Genomic DNA, 19,959 nt, shown 5'->3' on the forward strand with positions numbered 1-19,959 from the left:
CCTTTCCACAGAAAGCGTGGTGTAACGCTTCAAACCTTCAACACTTTCCCACTCACCGCCACGGCCACCAACGACAGGGCAATCAACCCAAACGCAAAGCTCAGGCTGCTGCCATGGGCGACGAATCCGATCAGTGCCGGGCCGGCGAGGATGCCGGCGTAGCCGATGGTGGTGATGGCCGGTACGGCGATCGCTTCAGGCATCAGGGTCTGCTTGCCGACCGCGGTGTACAGCACTGGCACGATATTCGAACAACCTACCCCCACCAGCGCATACCCCAACAGCGCCGCCTGCCACATCGGCGCCAGGGTCGCCAACAGGAACCCGGTAGCGGCGATCGCGCCGCCATAGATAATCACGCGTTTGGCGCCCAGGCGATGCACCACCGAATCCCCCGTCAACCGGCCGACGGTCATGGTCAGCGCGAACGCGGCATAACCGAGCCCGGCATAGGCCGTATCCATATCACGCTCGGCGACCAGGAATACCGCGCTCCAGTCCAACACCGCGCCTTCGGCCAGGAAAACGACGAAACACAGGATGCCGATAAACAGCACCACGCCGTGGGGAATGGCAAACGCCGGGCCCGAGCTTTCACTGCCATAGGGCAGCAGATGCGGCGCCGCCTTGAACAGCGCCACCAGCAACACTGCGTTAACCACCAGCGTCGCCCCCAGCGGCGACAGGCCCAGGCCGAGCAGTGCGCTCACACCGGCCGCGCCAATGATCCCGCCGAGGCTGAACATGCCGTGAAAACCCGACATCATGGTCTTGCCGCTGGCTCGCTCGACGATCACCGCCTGCAGGTTGACGGTCGAGTCCACGGTGCCGAGGCCGGCGCCAAACAAAAACAAGGCTGCCACCAGCCAGGGCAAAGACGTCATCGTTGCCAGCGCCGGCAAGGCCAGGCAGATCAGAATCGTGCCGCCACTGAGCACCCGACGGCAGCCAAACCGCGCCGCCAGTGCGCCGGCAATCGGCATCGCCAGAATCGACCCCACCCCAAGGCATAACAACAGCAACCCGAGAGTGCCTTCGTCCAGGTTCGCCCGCACCTTGGCGTACGGCACCAGCGGGGCCCAGGCCGCGATCCCGACGCCGGCGATGAGATAGGCAATGCGGGTGGACATCTGTTCCAGGCGTCCGGGGATGAAGGTGGGCGGTGGCGTAATGGCAGTCATGAAACGTCCTTGGTTTTGCGAGGCGAGGGTGCGGGCGGGCCCTATGCTTGCACATCCACTGACCGCGCCGCGACCTCAAGGTGCCGAAGAGGTGCGTGGGTGGCAAGCACGCTTTGCCTGCACAGCCTTGGCCGGAATAAAGTACCGGCTTTCGCTGGCTGAATCCGGGTCTGGTCCATGACGCAGTTTTATGATGCACGGGGCAATATTTATGGGGTGGTCTCACCGCAACAGGTCCGTGCCCAAGGCATTGACCTGCCGCCGACAGCCGCCCAGGCTGCACAGGCACGCCAAGCCTGGAGCCAAGCGGCAGTGCAGGCCTTCTGTAGTTGGGCTCCGGGCCAGGCGCCGCCGGATGCCAAGGCCCATTGCAGCGATGGTCTGCTGATCGGCCCGTTCCAGAATGAGCCACCGTTTGACCTGTTGATCGTCAACACCGACGGCACCCTGGCCGAGCGCAGTGGCAATGGCCTGACGATTTTCTCCCAGGCCCTCAAAGCGCAAGGCCTGATGCCGAGCGAGGGTGAGTGCGTGCTACAGGTTCATCACGACAAACGTGAAGGCATGTCACCGCTGCAAACGGCGGTTCGCGTGGCGGAGTTCGAAGGTCTCTCAGGTTTCTGGCTGGACTTGGGAAAACCACTTTTCGGGCCCGGCGCTGTAGTTGCTCACGGTGTGCAAAGCGAGATCGTCAACCAGCGCGAGGTCAGCCGTGTGGCTGTGCTTCATGCTTTGAATCCGGCCTGGGGCAGCAGTCAGTTCGTGAACATTGGCAACCCGCACTGCGTGACCTTGGTGGACAGCGCCGAGACGTTGCCAAGTAACCCGCAGATGCGTGCCCCGGCATTGGCGCAAAGCCTGACGCGCATTGCCTATGCGCCGCCCGCTGGGGCCGGTGTGCCCTGCCTGGCGGGGGTGAATCTGCAATGGGCCTGGCTCGAAGCCGAAGGGCGCGTGGTTGCCCGGGTGTTCGAGCGGGGTGAAGGCCCCACCGCCTCCTCGGGCACCAGCGCCAGTGCCGTGGCCAGCGCCGCGTGGCGGGTGGGCTGGGTGAAGGCGGGGGCGGTGAGTGTGGTGATGCCGGGTGGCACGGCGCCGATTCTGCTGGAAGAACAGGCGGGTGAGTTGATGCGGGTGAGGTTGTTTGGTACTGCCGAACCCCTCCCTTAGGTTTCGACACTTCGCAAATGTCTGGAGGCATGCGGTGCGGCGAATGATGTCTTCGCGAGCAAGCCCGCTCCCACAGTTGATCTTCCGTGAACACAGATCTCGTGCATAACACAGACCCCATGTGGGAGCGGGCTTGCTCGCGAAGACGGCAGCACATTCAGCCATACGGTAGCTGAACCACCACTATCGCGATGACCTCAACCTGGCTGAACCGCAAACTCCACCACCGGCATCTGCCGCTTCATCAGCACTTGGCCATTGCGAATGGAGTAGAGCGGTAGGCCCTGGCTGCGGATCACTTCGTAGTCACTGTCGGCCGAGAGGATCAGCAGGTTCGCCGGGCGCCCGGGTTCCAGGCCGTAGCGCTCGCCCAGGGCCATGGCCTTGGCACTGTTGTCGGTGACCAGGTCCAGGGCGCTTTGCAGGTTGCGGTAACCCAGCATGTGGCAGATGTGCAGGCCGGCTTCGAGTACCCGCAGGATATTGCCGTTGCCCAGGGGGTACCACGGGTCGACGATGGAGTCCTGGCCGAAGCACACGTTCATCCCCGCTTCGAGCAGTTCATTGACCCGAGTGACGCCGCGGCGTTTAGGGAAATTATCGAAACGGCCCTGCAGGTGGATGCTTTCGGTGGGGCAGGAAACGAAGCTGATGCCCGAGTGCCCGAGCAGGCGAAACAGCTTGGCGCAGTAGGCATTGTCATAGGAGCCCATGGCCGTGGTGTGGCTGGCGGTGACGCGGGCGCCCATGTCGCGGCTGCGGGCTTCTTCGGCCAGCACTTCGAGAAAACGCGAGTGCGGGTCGTCGGTCTCGTCGCAATGCACGTCCACCAGGCAACCGGTGCGCTCGGCCAGGTCCATCAGGAACTTCACCGAGCTGACGCCTTGATCCCGGGTGTACTCGAAATGCGGAATGCCGCCCACCACGTCGGCACCCATTCGAATCGCTTCTTCCATCAGTTCGCGGCCGTTGCGGTAGGACTCGATGCCTTCCTGGGGAAACGCGACGATCTGCAGGTCGATCAGGTGACGACTTTCCTCACGCACTTCAAGCATGGCTTTGAGGGCGGTGAGGTCAGGATCGGTGACGTCGACATGGGTGCGTACATGCTGGATGCCATGGGCGGCCAAGGCCTGGATGGTTTTTTTGGCGCGGGTCTTGGTGTCTTCCTGGGTGATGGTGGCCTTGCGCTCGCCCCAGCACTCGATACCCTCGAACAGCGTTCCGCTCATGTTCCAGCGGGGTTCGCCGGCGGTGAGGGTGGCATCCAGATGAATGTGCGGTTCGACGAAGGGCGGCACCACCAGATTACCGCCGGCGTCGAGGTCTTGCGGGCCAAGGCTCGGGGCTTCGGTCTGGCGGGCAATGCTGGCGATCAGGCCGTTTTCCAGGTGCAATTCATGCAAGCCTTCGCGGTTGCGCAGGCGGGCGTTGATGATGTGCATCAAGCGAGTCCTTCTCAAAGATCTTGTAGGGGGGTATCGGTGGCGCGAATTCCCAATAGGCCGATCAATATCACATACGTTAGCGCGCCGGTGGCGATTCCTACCAGTGGCGCAACCCAGGGCGACGTGAACGCCGCGAGGGTGCCTGCGGCGTACGCAAACAGCCCCGGCCAGTTGAACGCCGGTAGCTGCGCCTCAGCCAAGCGTGGATAGCGGCCGCGCCAGCGGAAGAAGAAATCGGCCATGATCACTCCGCCAATCGGCGGGATCACCGTGCCCAGCAAAATCAGGTAAGGCACCAGCAGATCGTACATGCCCAGCAGGGCCAGCAGTGTGCCGATCGCCGCGCCGCCCAGGGTCACGGTTTTGCGCCGACGGGTGCGCAGCAGGTTGCAGCCGGCCACGGCGAAGTTGTAGATGGTGTTGTCCTGGGTGCTCCAGATGTTGAGCAGCAGCATCGCCATCGCCGCCATGGCGAAGCCTTGCAACAGCAGCACTTCCACCACGTCCGGCTGCTGATAGACGATGGCTCCGTAGGCGCCGATCAATACCATCAGGCCGTTGCCGATGAAAAAGCCGATCAGGCTTGCCAGCACCGCGATCTTCGCGGAGCGGGAGAACCGTGTCCAGTTGGTCGCCTGGGTGGCGCCGCTGACGAACGTGCCGAACACCAGCGTGATGGCGGTGGACCAATCGAGACTGCCCGTCGGCACCACCGCCAGCAACCCATCCAGACCTCCGACCTTTACCGTGGCGACCCACATCGACAACATCAGCAGCAACATCATGGCCGGCACGGCGATGTACGACAGGATCTCCAGCCCGCGATAACCAATGTAGGCGGTAACGCAGAAACCCAGGCCGAACAGCACCATCAGCCCCAGCACGGTGCCTTCGTTCAAATGAAAATACTTGCCCAGTACCACCGCCGCCGTCGCCGTGCCCCAGGCATACCAGCCGATCTGGGTGAAACCCAAGATCAAGTCGCTGAGCTTGCTGCCCACCTCACCGAAACAGAAGCGACCCATCAGCACCGAATTGAGCCCGCTCTTGAAGGCGATATAACCCAGGCCGGCGGCATACAGGCCCAACAGCAGATTGCCGATCACGATGACCGTGAGCATTTCGGCAAAACCGAACGCTACCCCCAGCTTGCCACCGGCAAACATGGTGGCGGTGAAAAAGGTGAAGCCCAGCAGCACCATGGCCGTGGAGGCCAGGCCCTTGCGGGCATGCATCGGCACTTCGCTCAAGGGATAGTCGTTAGCCGGATCGTTTTGAGTCATGTGGAGGTCCTTGCGCAGGAGAGAGATGTCGCAAGCGTGCAGCGCCCGTGCCAAACGAGTGAGCGCGAGGTTATTTATAGACAATCTTTGGGGTTGGGTGGGCAAAGAGGGCGAAAGCGGTGCGGCGGTGATTCAAGTTGGAACACAGTGTCCACTGCCTATGCGGTTTCCTTGTGGGAGCGGGCTTGCTCGCGAAAGCGGAGTGTCAGCCAGTGTATTGGTAACTGACACACCGCCTTCGCGAGCAAGCCCGCTCCCACAAAGTCATGCGGTTTCTTCAGGTGGGAGAGTGCAGCGCTAGGAACCGCAACACCGACGCAACGACGGCCTCCGGCGCGTCTTCCTGGACCAGATGCCCAGCGTTCGGGACAGGATGGAACTGCGCGCCGGGGATCCGTTTTTGTAGCGCCCGACCGCGTTCGATGGGGATCCACTGATCGTCCTCTCCCCAAAGGATCTGCGTCGGGCAGCGCACGGTTGCATACAACGGCTCGACCTCGCGGGTATAGCGCTCGTCCATCTGCGCGATCTGCCGATAGAGCGCGGCCTGGCCGGTCTCGCCCAGCCAGGGCTGCACGTACGGCGCCAGTTCTTCATCCGGGATCTGTCTGTTGATCGCACCCCGGATATAGGTTGGCACGATGGCCCGCTGAATGTAATCGGGCAGGCCGCTGAACGCCGCCTCATACTGGCGCACATGTTGGACAAAGGGTGAACCCCAGGGCGACAGCGCCACCGGATCGATCAGGGTCAGGCTGCGGTAATGCTTGCCGTTGAGCAGGTGCGTGCGCAGGGCGGTTGCGCCACCAAAATCGTGGGCCACCACGTCCGGGCAATCCAGGCCCCAGTGTTCCAGCAATTGTGCGAGCAACTGGTTTTGCACACCGAGGGAAACATCTGCGTCCGGCTGTGCGGATTGGCCGTAACCCAGCAGGTCAAAGTAATGCACCTTGTGAGTGGCGAAGAACAGCGGGGCGATTCGGTGCCACACGTAGGAAGAGAAAGGCGTGCCGTGGACAAACACCAGCGGCGGGCCGTCGCCGTGGACGGCGTAGCGGATGCGGTGCCCGTTGAAGTTGTATTCGTGGTCCAGGGGCCAGTTGGTCATGATGGGAGCTTCACTGGAAATGGCTCAGGGACAGAGCATAGACCCGATTCACATGGGAAAAAACCGATTGTGGCGAGGGAGCTTGCTCCCGCTGGGCCGCGAAGCGGTCCTCAAGCCTGAAGTTGCGGTGTATCAGGTTGAATAGAGTCGCTGCTTTTGGGGCTGCTGCGCAGCCCAGCGGGAGCAAGCTCCCTTGCCACAAGGAAAGTGGTTACTCGCCGCGGTAGATGCAACCGCTGGTGCAGGTCTCATGGATGCGAATGGCACAGAGCTCCGGCAACAATGGCTTCAACTGATTCCAGATCCACTTGGCCAGGACTTCGCTGGTGGGGTTTTCCAGGCCAGGGATGTCGTTGAGGTAGTTGTGGTCCAGGCGCTCGTAGAGCGGCTTGAAGATCGCCTTGATCTCCGAGAAGTCCCGAATCCAGCCGGTGTGCGAGTCGATGTCACCGCTCAGGTGTATGGCCACTTTGAACGAGTGACCGTGCAGGCGGCCACACTTGTGACCGTCCGGCACGTGGGGCAGGCGGTGGGCGGATTCGAAGGTAAATTCTTTGAAGATTTCCACAAGTTCAGGCTCTTTAAAGGTAGCGGTCGCGAGGCAGGCGGCGGAGTTTATCAGTTTGGTTCCGGCGTTGCGCGACCGTGCTGACTAAAGGGTCAGCAACCGCCCGCCCAGCCCCCCGTTGGCCGCCAGCTCCAGGAACTCGTCACCGAGCCGGCGGCTTTCATCCATCGCCGTGCGCCAGTATTTGCGGCGGCTCGTGTCATCACCCATGAAACGTTTGAAGTCGTTCCGGTCTGGCAGTTTGCCGAAGGGCAGGCGCGCCAGGTATTCACGGGACGGCGCCAGCAACAGCACGTTCTGCAGACGCTCGACGTTCCCCCGGCGCCATGGCAGGCCCTTGTCGAACCAGCCGGGAATGACCCGGTCGGTGAAGTGCGGATACAACACGATGTCCTCGCCGCTGTAGGGCAGGTCCAAGTGGTAGTCCAACAGGCCGCCGTCGCGGTAGGTGCCAGCACCGGCGCCCGGCAGATCACGCACGCCCTCCATCACCATCGGAATCGAGCCGGATGCCAGCAGCGCCTGGCGTAGATTCCCGGCCTCCAGCGGGACGAAGCGTGACGGAAAGTCGTTCAACGGGTGCAACGGCGGCGCCCGGCGTGGGTCGTGGACGATCAGCCGTTCGAAATGCCGCGACAGGCGCGCTCGGCCTCGCAGGTTGTCGGCGATCACCGACGACAATCCCAGGCCGAGCCGCCCGCGATGATCCTGGGCCAGCCAGCCGTGACTTTTGACCACCATGATGTTGAGCCGGTAATGCAGGTTGTCGAGGATCGACGTGTCGCGACCCTGAAGCAGATCATCGAGCATGTGTTGGGAACTCTGGCTGACCCCGGCCATGGTCACGCCTTTGGCAAAGCTTTGCTCGTTGTACAGGGTGCCCAGGCGCCGGATCCCCTCGGCGGCATCCGGCAAGCAGGCGCTGGCGAAGCGCCAGGAGCCCACCGAGGCACCGATCAGCGAGCGCTCCCGGGGCGCGGCGGGCAGCCACTCGCCGAACAGCGCCAGGTCCAGCCCCTGAATGCCCAAGGCCTTGGGGCCACCGGCGGCACCCGGCAGAATGCCAACATCGGCAGCGTTCAGGCCAGCCTGGCGAATGCGTGCCAGAGCACGCGGGCCGGCCTTGAGGGTCAGGGCAGGGAACTTGATGTGGATGGCGGTCATATCGGTCTCGAAGGGTGCAGCGGATAATTTAACGACATCATCCCCTGTGGGAGCGAGCCTGCTCGCGATGACGGTACGTCAGTCTCATTCATGTTAACTGACCGACCCCTATGGTGAGCAGGGCTTGCCAGATTGACCTGCGTTCAATGATGGCAATTCAGTTTCAGTTAAGTTCGTCCCGATACAGTTCCCGGTGAAGATTACAAAAAAGGAGATGATCCATGAACCGCCTGACTGCCTTTTCCATTGCGATCTTGATGGCCATCAGTAGCCTGGCCAACGCACGAGACCTCACGGCTGACGAAGCACAAAAGCTGCGGGACGCTGGTACCATTCTGTCCGTTGAAAAACTCAACGCCACTGTCTTGTCCGAACACCCTGGCGCCACCCTGACCGATACCGAGCTGGAACAAGAGTACGGCAAGTACATCTATCAGGTGGACCTTCGCGATGCCCAGGGCGTTGACTGGGAACTTGAATTGGACGCGGTTGACGGCAAGGTGCTCAAGAATCATCAGGATCTGTAATGAAGCTTAATTTACGCCCCCGCAGCCGTTGGGCGCTGGCGCTGTTGATATTCTGTTCACTGGCGGTTGCCCGGGACCTGGACCAGGATGAGGCCCTGCAATTGCGGCAGCAGGGTGTGATCCTGCCCCTGGAACACTTGCTGCAACAGGCCCTGGATCGCCACCCTGGCGCCAAGCTGCTGGAGGCCGAGCTGGAAGAAAAACACGGCGTCTATATTTACGAGGTCGAATTGCTGGCGACCGACGGCGTCGTGCGCGAACTGGACCTGGACGCCGCGACCGGCCGTTTACTCAAAGATGAGGAAGACTGATGCGCCTGCTTCTGGTGGAAGATCATGTTCCCCTGGCCGACGAAGTGATGGCCGGGCTGACGCGGCAGGGTTACGCCGTCGATTGGCTCGCTGATGGTCGCGACGCGGTTTATCAGGGCAGCAGTGAGCCTTATGACCTGATCATCCTCGATCTCGGCTTGCCGGGTGTGCCGGGGCTTGAAGTGTTGGCCCAATGGCGCGCGGGCGGCTTGAGCACGCCGGTGCTGATCCTGACCGCCCGCGGTTCCTGGGCCGAGCGCATCGAAGGCCTCAAGGCCGGGGCCGACGATTACCTGACCAAACCCTTTCATCCCGAAGAGCTGCACCTGCGGATCCAGGCACTGCTGCGCCGCTCCCATGGCCAGGCCAACCAGCCGACGCTCCAGGCGGCCGGCCTGCATCTGGATGAGGGACGCCAGTGTGTGAGTCGCGATGGCACCGAAATCCAACTGACCGCAGCCGAGTTTCGCTTGTTGCGCTACTTCATGCTTCATCCCGAGCAGATCCTTTCCAAGAGCCATCTCGCCGAACACCTGTATGACGGTGAAACCGAGCGCGATTCCAATGTGCTGGAAGTCCATGTCAATCACTTGCGGCGCAAGCTGGGCCGCAGCGTGATCGAAACCCGTCGCGGCCAGGGTTACCTGTTCGGCGGGCAGGCGCAGTGAGATCGATCCAGCGGCGCCTGAGCCTTGGCCTGATCGGTGTAATGGTGGTGGTCGGTCTGGTTCTGGCGCAGACCAGTCTGTGGCTGTTCGAGCTGGGTTTGCAGCGGTATCTGGAGGCGGGGCTGCGCAACGACAGCGAGAACCTGCTGGTCGCCCTGGTGCGTGGTCCGCAAGGCCTGCAACTGGATGAGCGACGCTTGTCGCCGGCCTATCTGCGACCGTTTTCCGGGCATTATTTCCGCATTGATTTTGCCGATGAGCATTGGCGCTCCCGGTCCCTGTGGGACCAGGAGTTGCCCCGTCTCGACCATCCGGGGCTGCACAGCAACCTGCAATTGGGGCCTGAAGGTCAGAAGCTGCTGGTACTGCGTACCGACTATCGGCGTCTGGGCCAGGCGATTTCCATCAGCGTGGCCCAGGACTACACGCCCGTGCGGGACACTTTCCTGCGCATGCAGCAGATCGGCCTGGGACTTGGCTTGGCGGGGTTGCTGCTGATTCTGTTGTTGCAGCGCATCACGGTGCACCGTGCCTTGCGCCCGCTCGACAAAGCCCGGGAGCAGATCGCCCAGTTGCAGCGCGGGCAGCGTTCGCAACTTGACGAACAGGTGCCCCGGGAACTGGAACCGCTGGTGGCGCAGATCAACCATCTGTTGGCCCATACCGAAGACAGCCTCAAACGTTCGCGCAACGCCCTGGGCAACCTGGGACATGCCCTGAAAACCCCGCTGGCGGTGCTGCAAAGCCTGGCTGCAAATGAAAAACTCGACCCTTACCCCGAGCTGCGCAAGCTGTTGCTCGAACAACTGGAGCAGGTCCGCCAGCGCCTGAACCGCGAACTCAACCGCGCCCGGCTGTCCGGCGACGCTTTGCCCGGTGCCCATCTTGACTGCGACGCGGAACTGCCGGCGCTGCTGGCCACGCTGAACATGATCCATGGGGAACACTTGCACTTGGCTTATGTCGCACCGCCCGGCCTGCACCTGCCCTGGGATCGTGAAGATCTGCTGGAGCTGCTGGGCAACCTGCTGGACAACGCCTGCAAATGGGCCGACGCGCAAGTGCGCCTGACCGTGAGCGAGACAGCCGAGGGGTTCAGTCTGGTGGTGGAAGACGATGGGCCAGGCATTCCCGCAGACCGCCGCGATCAGGTCTTCAGTCGGGGTGCGCGGCTCGATGAGCAGACCGATGGGCACGGGTTGGGGCTGGGCATCGTGCGGGACATTGTCGACACCTGGGGCGGGACGCTGGCGCTGGGCGACAGCGAATGGGGCGGGCTGAAGGTCACGATCGAACTGCCCAGACGCTGATGTGGAGTACCAGTCCCTGTGGGAGCGGGCTTGCTCGCGAATGCGGTCCGTCAGGTAAAAATTCATGACTGGCACACCGCATTCGCGAGCAAGCCCGCTCCCACACTGGTTTGGGTTGATCTAAAAAACTCCGTTGATCGCGCCCATATGGCGAATTCATGTATTGCGACCAACTTAAAACCCGCCGCATGACCCTTGCAGCTTCTCGCCGCTTCCTGCAAAGTCGCGACCTTTTTGTCCGGTGGCTCTCCATCGCTGTGCTTTGAGGTAATGATGATAAATGCAGTAATTGCCGCGGTTGGCGTGATGCTGGTGCTCAGTCTGTCCCGCGTGCATGTGGTGATCGCGCTGATTATTGGCGCTCTGGTGGGCGGCCTGACGGGTGGCCTGGGCATCGACGCCACGCTCAAGGCGTTCAATGCCGGCCTCGGGGGCGGGGCAACGGTGGCGTTGTCCTACGCTTTGCTGGGTGCTTTCGCCGTAGCGATTGCCAAGTCCGGCATGGCGCATGCGTTGGCCGACAAAGCCCTGGCCATGGTGGATCGCCAGGATGTCGCCGCAGGTTCGGCGGTCAAATGGGTCCTGATCGGCTTGCTGGGAACGGTCGCGGTCGCCTCGCAGAATATTCTGCCGATCCATATCGCTTTTATCCCGCTGTTGGTGCCGCCGCTTCTTTATGTGCTGACCAAGCTGCAGTTGGACCGCCGGTTGATTGCCTGCGTCATGACCTTCGGCCTGATAACGCCCTACATGTTCCTGCCGGTGGGCTTTGGCAACATTTTCCTCAACGAGATCCTGCTGGCCAACGTCGCCCGCAGCGGCGTGGACGTCAGTGGCATCAACATCACCCACGCCATGGGCATTCCGGCACTGGGCATGGTGTTTGGCTTGGCCATGGCGTTTTTCACGTATCGCAAAAAGCGCGTGTACGACCTCAAAACAATTGCCAGGGCTGAGCAGGTCACCACACGCTACAACCCGTTGAGCCTGCTGGTGGCGGGGCTTGCGATCGCGGCGGCGTTCGTCATTCAGCTACTGCTGGATTCGATGATCATCGGTGCCCTGGCCGGGTTCCTGATTTTCTCGGTATCGGGGGTGGTGCGTTGGCGCGAAACCGACGACCTGTTCACCGAAGGCATGAAGATGATGGCGATGATCGGTTTCATCATGATCGCCGCCTCGGGCTTTGCCGAAGTGATGAAGGCGACGGGTGAAGTCCAGAGCCTGGTGGAAACCTCGGCGGCCTGGATCGGCCATAACAAAGGCATCGGCGCCCTGTTGATGTTGCTGGTGGGGTTGCTGGTGACCATGGGCATCGGCTCGTCGTTCTCCACGGTACCGATCCTGGCGACGATATTCGTGCCGCTGTGCCTGCAATTGGGTTTCAGCCCGCTGGCGATCGTCTGCATCGTCGGCACCGCCGGAGCCTTGGGTGATGCGGGTTCGCCCGCTTCGGACTCGACCCTGGGCCCGACCTCCGGCCTGAACATCGATGGTCAGCACCACCACATCTGGGACACCGTGGTCCCGACCTTCATCCATTACAACCTACCGCTGCTGGTGTTTGGCTGGGTGGCGGCGATGGTGTTGTAAGGTCTATTCAACGAGGCTCAAGGACGGAGTCGCACCTTTCGCGAGCAAGCCCGCTCCCACAATGGATCGCTGATGCTCACATTTTCTGTGTTCACCGCTGAACCATTGTGGGAGCGGGCTTGCTCGCGAAGAGGCCCTTTAACCCAGCGACTCTTCTGCTGACCACTCGCCCGAGCCCGTTCACCTTGTCCTACAGTTTTCCCACGTCGTGCCGTTAACACAGTTAACCACGCCATAAAACCGACAAGAGTGACCAGTATGCGCCTGAGCCTGAAGGCTAAAGTTCTGTCCTTGGCAATACTGCCTGTATTGCTGTCCGCCGTTATCATCAGCCTGACCACGGCCTTTATTCTGAAGGAACAGGCCAGTAAAGAGGTCCAGCAAACCCGTGAACGCTTGCTCAGCGACGCCAAGGCCACGCTGCAGAATTACGTAGCGGTGGGGCTGACGGCCATCAAGCCGATATACGATGCGTCGGCGCCCGGGGACAACGCCGCGCGGGCCGAGGCGATCAAGCTGCTGTCGAACGTCGCCTACGGCAAGGACGGCTACTTCTTCGGTTACGACTCCGAAACTGTTCGCCTCTTCAAGGCCAACAGCCCCGACGGTGTGGGCAAAAACTTCAAGGACAACCGCGATCCCAACGGTGTCTATGTCAACCGTGACCTGGTGAAAGTCGCCAAGGACGGGACCCACTATCTGGAATATAGCTCCCCACTGCCCAACAGTAAGGAACTGGTGCCTAAGCTCGGTTACACCGAATACCTGCCCAAGTGGGACATGGCTGTCGGCAGCTCGGTCAACCTGGACGGCATCGAAGCCCAGGTCGCACTGGTGGAAGTCAAGGTTCAAGAACGTTTGCAAGGCGTTCTGCTGAGCATTGTGGGTATTGCTGTCGTGGTATTGCTGTTGATTGCGGTGGTGGGCATGTTGTTGGCCAACGCCATCCTGCGGCCGCTGCACCTGATGAAAGACAACCTCGATGACATCGCGGCGGGCGAGGGCGACCTGACTCGCCGCCTGGCGATCACCAGCCAGGACGAACTCGGCCAACTGGCCGGCTCGTTCAACCGTTTTGTCGACAAGATCCACGGTCTGGTACGGCAGATCACCGAAATGACCTCGCAACTGACTGGGCTGGTGGCGCAGGTTTCCGAGCAGGCGCAGCGCTCCGAGCAGGCCATGGAGCGTCAGCGTCACGAAACCGACCAGGTCGCCACGGCGATCAACGAGATGTCTTCGGCCGCCCAGGAAGTGGCTCGCAGTGCCCAGGGTGCCGCCGTCGCGGCCCAGCAGACCGACGAAGAAGGCCAGTCCGCCAAGCGTGTGGTGGCCGGCAGCATCCAGCAGATTCATGCGCTGGTGAACGATATTCGCAGCAGCGGCCTGTCCCTGGACAGCTTGCAGCAGGACGTGGCTTCGATTGTCAGCGTGCTGGGAGTGATTCGCTCGATCGCCGAGCAGACCAACCTGTTGGCGCTGAACGCCGCCATCGAGGCCGCTCGTGCCGGGGAAGCGGGCCGCGGTTTTGCCGTGGTGGCTGATGAAGTGCGGGCCCTGGCTAGCCGGACCCAGCAAAGTACCCAGGAAATCCAGGGCATGATTGATCGCCTGCAATCGGGCACCCACGCGGCGGTGGAAGCGATGCGCCGCTCCAGCGAAGCGGGCGATGGTACGTCGGTACAAGCCAACGAGGCCGGGGCGTCCCTGGACACCATGGCGCAGTTGATCGGCACCATCAACTCGATGAACGCCCAGATCGCCAGCGCCGCTGAAGAACAGACTGCTGTGGCCGAGGAAATCAACCGCAGCGTGCACCAGATCGCCGTGGCAGTGGACAGTGTTGCCGACGAAACCCAACTCGGTGCCCAGACCTCCCGCAGCCTGGCCGATCTGGGGCAGCGCCTGGGCAAATTGGTGGGGCAGTTCCGGATCTGACGTCCAGGAGCTGCCGAAGGCTGCGATCTTTTGCTCTCGATCCAGATGTTTTCACCTGGGCAACCGGGTCTTATCGAGAAAGAAGGATCGCAGCCTTCGGCAGTTCCTGCCGAGGGCTGAAAACCTGTTAGTTCACAAACCCTGCATTGACCGCGAAATCTCTGTGGGAGCGGGCTTGCTCGCGAATGCAGTGTGTCAGGCGTGAATATATTGGCTGACACACCGCATTCGCGAGCAAGCCCGCTCCCACATGTATTGGGTGGTGTCTGATTATCCTTTACGCCTGGCGCACATCGCGCATCAATAACCCAAACCGCAAATCCACCGCATCCGGAATCGGCACGTACACCACATGCCCGTCTCCCGGTGCCACGTCGATGCCCTGGCCTTTGACGTTCTGCAACTGATGCAGGTCGAAGTGAAAGTTGCCCTTGGGGGTCATCAATTCCATGTGATCGCCCAGGCCAAAGCGGTTCTTGACCCGGACTTCGGCCAGACGCTCGCGCCGCTGGCCGGTCAGTTCGCCGACGAACTGCTGGCGCTCTGCCACCGAGCTGCCGTTCTGGTAATTCTGGTACTCATCATGCACATGCCGGCGTAGAAAGCCCTCGGTGTAGCCGCGCTGGGCCAGGGATTCGAGATCGGTCATCAGGCTGCGGTCAAACTCCCGGCCGGCCACGGCATCGTCGATCGCCCGGCGATAGACCTGGGTGGTACGTGCGCAATAAAAGTGCGACTTGGTCCGACCTTCGATCTTCAAGGAATGCACGCCCATGCGGGCAAGCCGTTCCACGTGTTGCACGGCCCGCAGATCCTTGGCGTTCATGATGTAGGTGCCGTGCTCGTCCTCGAAGGCCGGCATCGATTCCTCCGGGCGGTTCGCTTCCTGAAGCAGGAACACCTGGTCGGTGGGCGCGCCGAGGCCCAGGGTCGGTTCGGCTGGCCAGGTTTGCACGATATCGCCGACCACGTTTTCCTGCGCCGGTTGCGCCGAATACTTCCAGCGACAGGCGTTGGTGCAACTGCCTTGGTTGGCGTCGCGCCGGTTCAGGTAGCCCGACAGCAGGCAGCGTCCGGAATAAGCCATGCACAGTGCCCCGTGGACGAACACCTCCAGTTCCATGGCCGGCACCTGCTCGCGGATTTCGGCGATTTCCTCCAGGGACAGCTCTCGGGACAGGATGATGCGGCTCAAGCCCTGCTGTTGCCAGAACTCGACGCTTGCCCAGTTCACCGTGTTGGCCTGCACCGACAGATGAATCGGCATCTCTGGGAAGTGTCGGCGTACCAGCATGATCAGCCCGGGGTCGGACATGATCAGCGCGTCCGGCGCCATGGCAATCACAGGTTCCAGGTCTTTGAGGAAGGTACGCAGCTTGGCGTTGTGGGGCGCGATGTTCACCACCACATAGAAGCGCTTGCCCATGGCCTGGGCTTCGCCAATGCCCAAGGCCAGGTTGGCGTGGTCGAACTCGTTGTTGCGCACACGCAGGCTGTAGCGCGGTTGGCCGGCGTACACCGCGTCGGCGCCGTAGGCGAAGGCATAGCGCATGTTTTTCAGGGTGCCGGCGGGGGCGAGCAGTTCGGGAGCAACGAAGGGCATGGTGGCGTCTGGTCGCAAAAAGCGGCGAGGGTACGCCACCACCGGTCAAGTGCAATTGATCTGGATCAACTCAAGCGTGCAAAGGCGAAGGCACTCCGGCGAATCCTGGCTGACTAACGTTTATTGCGCCAAGGATATGGAAAACAAATGAACCGAAAGAGCCTGCAAGACAAATCCCAGATGCTGATGTTGATTCTGGTCACCATCGCTTTCATCTGGATCCTCCTGCCGTTTTACGGCGCGGTATTCTGGGCAGTGATCCTGGGGATCGTCTTTGCGCCGATGCAGCGCCGCCTGCAATTGAAACTCGGCTGGCAGCGCAACCTCACTTCGTTGCTGACATTGAGTATTTGCGTGGTGATCGCGATCTTGCCGGTGATCGTCATCAGTACGTTGCTGGTTCAGGAAGGAGCGGCGCTCTACAAGAGCCTGGAAAGCGGGGAGTTGGACATCGCCGATTATCTGGCCCGCTTCAGGGATGCCTTGCCGCCATACTTCCAGAATCTGCTCGACCGTTTCGGCCTGGGTAACCTGAACGGGCTGCGAGAGCGGATCGTCAAAGGTGCGATGCAAGGCAGCGAGTTTTTCGCCACTCAGGCGTTCAGCTTCGGCCAGGGCACGTTTCAGTTTCTGGTGAGTTTCTTCGTCATGATTTATTTGTTGTTCTTTTTCCTGCGTGACGGCCCTGAGCTGGTGCGCAAGGTCCGTACTGCCGTGCCCCTGGCGGAGTACCAGAAACGTCGCCTGCAGTTGAAGTTCAATCGGGTGGTGCGCGCAACCGTCAAGGGCAACCTGCTGGTGGCTATTACCCAGGGGGCGTTGGGTGGGCTGATTTTCTGGATCCTGGGAATTCCGACGGTGTTGCTCTGGGCGGTGCTGATGGCCTTTCTGTCGCTGTTGCCGGCGGTGGGCGCGGGCCTGGTCTGGGCGCCGGTGGCAGTTTATTTCCTGCTCTCCGGGGCCATCTGGCAGGGCGTGGTATTGACGCTGTTCGGGATATTCGTCATTGGCCTGGTGGACAATTTCCTGCGCCCCATTCTGGTGGGTAAGGATACGAAGATGCCTGACTACATGGTACTGGTCTCGACGTTGGGCGGGCTGGCGGTGTTCGGGCTGAACGGATTTGTGATCGGCCCGCTGATCGCCGCGCTGTTCATGTCATGTTGGGCGCTGTTCGTCGAAAGCAAGCCGCGGGTGCGGTTGCCCTAGGCCGTCAGCAGATAAGGGCCGATACGTTGTGACAGGGCTTGGGCGGCGGGCAGTGACGTCAGCGGACCGCTGATGGTGACGCCGTCCTGTACCAGATACCAGCAGGCCAACAGACCACGCTCCCTGAGCGGGGCGGGTACGGCGCTACCAATGACAGACATGATTTGAACCTTGGGCATGGGAACCTCCATCAATCGATGGGGTTACCTTACGACTCAGCAGGGAGGAGGAAAAATCAACCGCTTCAATAGTAGGAATCGATGCTGCTCAATCGACCACCAGATCGAGCATGTGCACCACTTCCTGCTCGTTGAGCAGGCCCTTGCGCACCAGGTGTTGCGTCAGCAGTGAAAGGAATTTGGCGCTGCGGTGGCCTTCCAAGTGCTTGAGTTCAGTCAGCGCGGTGTACACCTTGCTGGAGGTGCACAGATCATTGTTGCGGTGAGGGTTTTGCGTGGGCATGCCTTCGTCCTTGTTGTTATGGAGATGTTTGTTGGCGGACAACGCCAGTTTGCGACGTCCTCATGACGTGCACGTGACGGTCGGGCCTGGCAAATTCAAGCAGGATTCAGACCATGATGCCTGTTCTGGCCTGACTGATTGTTCCGCCAGCGACATCGGCAGGCCTTTTCAATCATCAGCCCTTTCTTTCGCCCACAAAAAAGCCCCTGAATCTTTCAATTCAGGGGCTTGATTTGCTGCTGTCTGGCTCCACGACCTGGACTCGAACCAGGGACCCAGTGATTAACAGTCACTTGCTCTACCAACTGAGCTATCGCGGAATGACGCGTATGTTACTGATTGGAAAAGAGAAGTCAAGCTTCTCTTGGCGGCCGGCGCATTCCTCAGGTCCGTTGGCGATTAATCGGTGATTGCGGTTACCGCAACGGCAGGAGAGGGCTACCATGGTCCCCCGGAAGTGGCTGCACGCGCTGCCGGCCATTCGCCAAACAAAGGTTTGCGCCATGAATCATCTGTTACCGCTTCACACAGACAGCCACACCGAGGTGTGCCTATGAGCACCGTCCAGATCAGCTTGCCCAAGGGCGTGGGACCGCATGCCGAGAAACTCTACGATGCCATCACCCAGGCCAGCACCGCTGACGAACTGAACCGTGCCGGTGGTAAGGCCGAGGGGTTTGTCCTGGGGCTGGAAAGCACCAAGGCCATCAAGAGTCAGATTGCCGAGTCGTTGTATGTGATCTACGACGATGCCGCGAGTCAGCGGGCGACGGAGTTGTAGCCTCGACAAGTTGCTTTTGTGGCGAGGGAGCTTGCTCCCGCTGGGGCGTAGGAGCTGTCGAGTGCAACGAGGCTGCGATCTTTCCCCTGACACTTGAATCTCAAGCGAAAGATCAAAAGATCAAAAGATCAAAAGATCAAAAGATCAAAAGATCGCAGGCTTCGCCAGCTCCTACACAGCCCAGCGGGAGCAAGCTCCCTCGCCACGGGGCAGGGTGAACGCGAAAAAAGGGAAGCCTTGGCTTCCCTTTTTTCATCCCGACGACCTTCAGATCACCTGAACAATAGCCTTGGTCACCGCATCGATGTTGTTCTGGTTCAGCGCGGCCACGCAGATGCGGCCGGTGTCCAGGGCATAGATGCCGAACTCGTTGCGCAGGCGCGTCACTTGTTCAACGGTCAGGCCGGAGTAGGAAAACATCCCGCGCTGGCGTGCGACGAAGCTGAAATCCCGCTGCGGAGCGGCTTTAGCCAGCATGTCCACCATCTGGTTGCGCATGCCGCGAATCCGCAGGCGCATTTCTGCCAGTTCCGCTTCCCACTGGGCCCGCAGTTCCGGGCTGTTGAGCACGGCCGCGACAATGCTGGCGCCGTGGGTCGGCGGGTTGGAGTAGTTGGTGCGGATCACACGCTTGACCTGGGACAGTACCCGGGCACTTTCCTCTTTCGACTCGCTGACGATCGACAGGGCGCCAACGCGCTCGCCGTACAGCGAGAACGATTTGGAGAACGAGCTGGACGCGAAGAAGGTCAGGCCCGACTCAGCGAACAGGCGCACGGCGGCGGCGTCTTCGTCGATCCCGTCGCCAAAGCCCTGATAAGCCATGTCCAAAAATGGAACGTGGTTCTTGGCCTTGACCACGGCCAGCACGTTTTTCCAGTCCTCGGGGCTCAGGTCCACGCCGGTGGGGTTATGGCAGCAGGCGTGCAGCACGACGATCGAGCGGTCGGGCAGGGCGTTGAGGTCTTCCAGCAGGCCGCTGCGGTTCACGTCATGGGTGGCGGCGTCGTAGTAGCGGTAGTTCTGCACCGGGAACCCGGCGGTTTCGAACAGCGCACGGTGGTTTTCCCAGCTTGGATCGCTGATGGCCACGACGGCGTCAGGCAGCAGTTGCTTGAGGAAGTCGGCACCGATCTTCAGTGCGCCGGTGCCGCCCACGGCTTGGGTGGTGATGACGCGACCGGAAGCGATCAATGGACTGTCTTTGCCGAACAACAAGGTCTGGACCGCCTGGTCGTAGGCAGCAATGCCGTCGATTGGCAGGTAACCACGGGAAACGTGTTGGGCCACGCGGATCGTCTCGGCTTCGACAACGGCGCGCAGAAGTGGAATACGCCCCTCCTCGTTGCAGTAAACACCCACGCCCAGATTGACCTTATTGGTACGGGTGTCGGCGTTGAATGCTTCGTTGAGGCCCAGGATGGGGTCGCGTGGTGCCAATTCGACAGCGGAAAACAGGCTCATTATTGCGCGGCTCTGAATGGAGTGTGGGGGGACGTGTAGCGCTCCAGCCGAATGCACTAGAGCGGTGCACAAACGGGGAGCTAGTATAGAGGCCATCACCGGGCGCGGCGACAGGCGAATCGGTTTTTAAGGCAAGTATTTTCGTTTTTTTCGACCGTTAGGCCCCTGGCG

General features: G+C 61.2%; 19 protein-coding genes, 1 tRNA gene and 1 pseudogene. 10 read left to right on the plus strand and 11 right to left on the minus strand.

The genetic code is table 11. The features are described from left to right. Window positions 1–29 precede the first annotated feature (29 nt). A complete protein-coding gene (locus BM132_RS16085) occupies window positions 30–1,181 on the minus strand; it encodes an MFS transporter (protein ID WP_092456795.1) in 1,152 nt (383 codons plus the stop codon). 177 nt (window positions 1,182–1,358) lie between these two features. Between BM132_RS16085 and BM132_RS16090 the strand changes: the two genes are divergently transcribed. After that, on the plus strand, window positions 1,359–2,351 hold the full coding sequence (locus tag BM132_RS16090; RefSeq protein ID WP_092456798.1) for a diaminopimelate epimerase: 993 nt from the start codon (window positions 1,359–1,361) through the stop codon (window positions 2,349–2,351). A 197-nt stretch (window positions 2,352–2,548) separates the two neighbouring features. Here BM132_RS16090 and codA read toward each other — a convergent pair whose 3' ends face one another. The 5 genes from codA to BM132_RS16115 form a co-directional block, all read right to left on the minus strand. Then, window positions 2,549–3,796: a cytosine deaminase gene (codA, locus tag BM132_RS16095; RefSeq protein ID WP_092400356.1), complete on the minus strand. Its 1,248-nt coding sequence runs from the start codon at window positions 3,794–3,796 to the stop codon at window positions 2,549–2,551. A gap of 14 nt (window positions 3,797–3,810) precedes the next feature. Beyond that, a complete protein-coding gene (gene codB, locus BM132_RS16100; protein ID WP_092456801.1) occupies window positions 3,811–5,082 on the minus strand; it encodes a cytosine permease in 1,272 nt (423 codons plus the stop codon). A 277-nt stretch (window positions 5,083–5,359) separates the two neighbouring features. Further along, window positions 5,360–6,190 carry an alpha/beta fold hydrolase gene (locus BM132_RS16105; RefSeq protein ID WP_092456804.1) on the minus strand — a complete coding sequence of 277 codons (831 nt, stop codon included), beginning with the start codon at window positions 6,188–6,190 and terminating at the stop codon, window positions 5,360–5,362. 211 nt (window positions 6,191–6,401) lie between these two features. After that, on the minus strand, window positions 6,402–6,758 hold the full coding sequence (gene queD / locus BM132_RS16110) for a 6-carboxytetrahydropterin synthase QueD (protein WP_092456807.1): 357 nt from the start codon (window positions 6,756–6,758) through the stop codon (window positions 6,402–6,404). 84 nt (window positions 6,759–6,842) lie between these two features. Further along, window positions 6,843–7,922 (minus strand): hypothetical protein, encoded by a 1,080-nt coding sequence (locus BM132_RS16115; protein ID WP_092456810.1) that lies wholly within the window; start codon window positions 7,920–7,922, stop codon window positions 6,843–6,845. A 221-nt stretch (window positions 7,923–8,143) separates the two neighbouring features. Between BM132_RS16115 and BM132_RS16120 the strand changes: the two genes are divergently transcribed. The 7 genes and pseudogenes from BM132_RS16120 (at window position 8,144) to BM132_RS28965 (ending at window position 14,269) form a co-directional block, all read left to right on the plus strand. Next, a complete protein-coding gene (locus BM132_RS16120; RefSeq protein ID WP_092456813.1) occupies window positions 8,144–8,449 on the plus strand; it encodes a PepSY domain-containing protein in 306 nt (101 codons plus the stop codon). After that, window positions 8,449–8,760 (plus strand): PepSY domain-containing protein, encoded by a 312-nt coding sequence (locus BM132_RS16125; RefSeq protein WP_092456816.1) that lies wholly within the window; start codon window positions 8,449–8,451, stop codon window positions 8,758–8,760. Before BM132_RS16120 ends, BM132_RS16125 begins: the two co-directional genes overlap by 1 nt. After that, complete coding sequence (locus BM132_RS16130) at window positions 8,760–9,428, plus strand: response regulator transcription factor (protein ID WP_047229265.1); 669 nt, start codon at window positions 8,760–8,762, stop codon at window positions 9,426–9,428. Before BM132_RS16125 ends, BM132_RS16130 begins: the two co-directional genes overlap by 1 nt. After that, a complete protein-coding gene (locus BM132_RS16135) occupies window positions 9,425–10,738 on the plus strand; it encodes an ATP-binding protein (RefSeq protein WP_092400370.1) in 1,314 nt (437 codons plus the stop codon). Before BM132_RS16130 ends, BM132_RS16135 begins: the two co-directional genes overlap by 4 nt. Before the next feature lie 276 nt (window positions 10,739–11,014). Beyond that, window positions 11,015–12,331, plus strand: a complete 1,317-nt coding sequence (locus tag BM132_RS16140) for a Na+/H+ antiporter family protein (protein WP_177193375.1) — start codon at window positions 11,015–11,017, stop codon at window positions 12,329–12,331. A gap of 258 nt (window positions 12,332–12,589) precedes the next feature. Next, a pseudogene (locus BM132_RS28960) lies at window positions 12,590–13,411 on the plus strand (cache domain-containing protein); the annotation flags it as partial. 102 nt (window positions 13,412–13,513) lie between these two features. After that, window positions 13,514–14,269: a methyl-accepting chemotaxis protein gene (locus tag BM132_RS28965; RefSeq protein ID WP_371264138.1), complete on the plus strand. Its 756-nt coding sequence runs from the start codon at window positions 13,514–13,516 to the stop codon at window positions 14,267–14,269. A 277-nt stretch (window positions 14,270–14,546) separates the two neighbouring features. Here BM132_RS28965 and yegQ read toward each other — a convergent pair whose 3' ends face one another. Next, the gene (yegQ, locus tag BM132_RS16150) at window positions 14,547–15,872 is read right to left on the minus strand and encodes a prephenate-dependent tRNA uridine(34) hydroxylase TrhP (RefSeq protein WP_092456822.1); all 1,326 of its coding nucleotides are present in this window, start codon (window positions 15,870–15,872) and stop codon (window positions 14,547–14,549) included. Between the two features lie 147 nt (window positions 15,873–16,019). On the opposite strand from yegQ, the gene BM132_RS16155 reads away from it, so the two are divergent. Next, window positions 16,020–17,081, plus strand: coding sequence for an AI-2E family transporter (locus BM132_RS16155; protein WP_092456825.1), 1,062 nt, complete (start codon window positions 16,020–16,022; stop codon window positions 17,079–17,081). On the opposite strand, the gene BM132_RS16160 is transcribed toward BM132_RS16155, so the two are convergent. The 3 genes from BM132_RS16160 to BM132_RS16170 all read right to left on the minus strand — a co-directional run bounded on the left by BM132_RS16160 (window position 17,078) and on the right by BM132_RS16170 (window position 17,863). Next, window positions 17,078–17,260, minus strand: a complete 183-nt coding sequence (locus tag BM132_RS16160) for a hypothetical protein (RefSeq protein ID WP_047229260.1) — start codon at window positions 17,258–17,260, stop codon at window positions 17,078–17,080. The two genes, BM132_RS16155 and BM132_RS16160, sit on opposite strands and share 4 nt — an antisense overlap. Before the next feature lie 88 nt (window positions 17,261–17,348). Next, window positions 17,349–17,543, minus strand: coding sequence for a hypothetical protein (locus tag BM132_RS16165; RefSeq protein WP_092400689.1), 195 nt, complete (start codon window positions 17,541–17,543; stop codon window positions 17,349–17,351). 244 nt (window positions 17,544–17,787) lie between these two features. After that, a tRNA-Asn gene (locus tag BM132_RS16170) sits at window positions 17,788–17,863 on the minus strand. Window positions 17,864–18,096: 233 nt separating this feature from the next. Here BM132_RS16170 and BM132_RS16175 point away from each other — a divergent pair. After that, window positions 18,097–18,324: a hypothetical protein gene (locus BM132_RS16175; protein ID WP_092456829.1), complete on the plus strand. Its 228-nt coding sequence runs from the start codon at window positions 18,097–18,099 to the stop codon at window positions 18,322–18,324. Between the two features lie 267 nt (window positions 18,325–18,591). Here the strand turns inward: BM132_RS16175 and BM132_RS16180 are convergent, their stop codons facing one another. After that, window positions 18,592–19,788: an amino acid aminotransferase gene (locus BM132_RS16180; RefSeq protein ID WP_092400383.1), complete on the minus strand. Its 1,197-nt coding sequence runs from the start codon at window positions 19,786–19,788 to the stop codon at window positions 18,592–18,594. Between the last annotated feature and the right edge of the window lie 171 nt (window positions 19,789–19,959).

Origin of the sequence: Pseudomonas sp. NFACC45, assembly GCF_900113505.1 — a bacterium.
GTDB classification, from domain to species: domain Bacteria; phylum Pseudomonadota; class Gammaproteobacteria; order Pseudomonadales; family Pseudomonadaceae; genus Aquipseudomonas; species Aquipseudomonas tehranensis.

Coding starts and splice junctions, on each gene's coding strand:
- BM132_RS16125 (WP_092456816.1), top strand. CDS start 8,449: ATGAAGCTTAATTTACGCCCCCGCAGCCGTTGGGCGCTGGCGCTGTTG.
- BM132_RS16085 (WP_092456795.1), bottom strand. CDS start 1,181: ATGACTGCCATTACGCCACCGCCCACCTTCATCCCCGGACGCCTGGAA.
- BM132_RS16090 (WP_092456798.1), top strand. CDS start 1,359: ATGACGCAGTTTTATGATGCACGGGGCAATATTTATGGGGTGGTCTCA.
- yegQ (WP_092456822.1), bottom strand. CDS start 15,872: ATGCCCTTCGTTGCTCCCGAACTGCTCGCCCCCGCCGGCACCCTGAAA.
- BM132_RS16160 (WP_047229260.1), bottom strand. CDS start 17,260: ATGCCCAAGGTTCAAATCATGTCTGTCATTGGTAGCGCCGTACCCGCC.
- BM132_RS16130 (WP_047229265.1), top strand. CDS start 8,760: ATGCGCCTGCTTCTGGTGGAAGATCATGTTCCCCTGGCCGACGAAGTG.
- BM132_RS28965 (WP_371264138.1), top strand. CDS start 13,514: ATGGAGCGTCAGCGTCACGAAACCGACCAGGTCGCCACGGCGATCAAC.
- BM132_RS16175 (WP_092456829.1), top strand. CDS start 18,097: ATGAGCACCGTCCAGATCAGCTTGCCCAAGGGCGTGGGACCGCATGCC.
- codA (WP_092400356.1), bottom strand. CDS start 3,796: ATGCACATCATCAACGCCCGCCTGCGCAACCGCGAAGGCTTGCATGAA.
- BM132_RS16120 (WP_092456813.1), top strand. CDS start 8,144: ATGAACCGCCTGACTGCCTTTTCCATTGCGATCTTGATGGCCATCAGT.
- BM132_RS16115 (WP_092456810.1), bottom strand. CDS start 7,922: ATGACCGCCATCCACATCAAGTTCCCTGCCCTGACCCTCAAGGCCGGC.
- BM132_RS16155 (WP_092456825.1), top strand. CDS start 16,020: ATGAACCGAAAGAGCCTGCAAGACAAATCCCAGATGCTGATGTTGATT.
- codB (WP_092456801.1), bottom strand. CDS start 5,082: ATGACTCAAAACGATCCGGCTAACGACTATCCCTTGAGCGAAGTGCCG.
- BM132_RS16105 (WP_092456804.1), bottom strand. CDS start 6,190: ATGACCAACTGGCCCCTGGACCACGAATACAACTTCAACGGGCACCGC.
- BM132_RS16165 (WP_092400689.1), bottom strand. CDS start 17,543: ATGCCCACGCAAAACCCTCACCGCAACAATGATCTGTGCACCTCCAGC.
- BM132_RS16180 (WP_092400383.1), bottom strand. CDS start 19,788: ATGAGCCTGTTTTCCGCTGTCGAATTGGCACCACGCGACCCCATCCTG.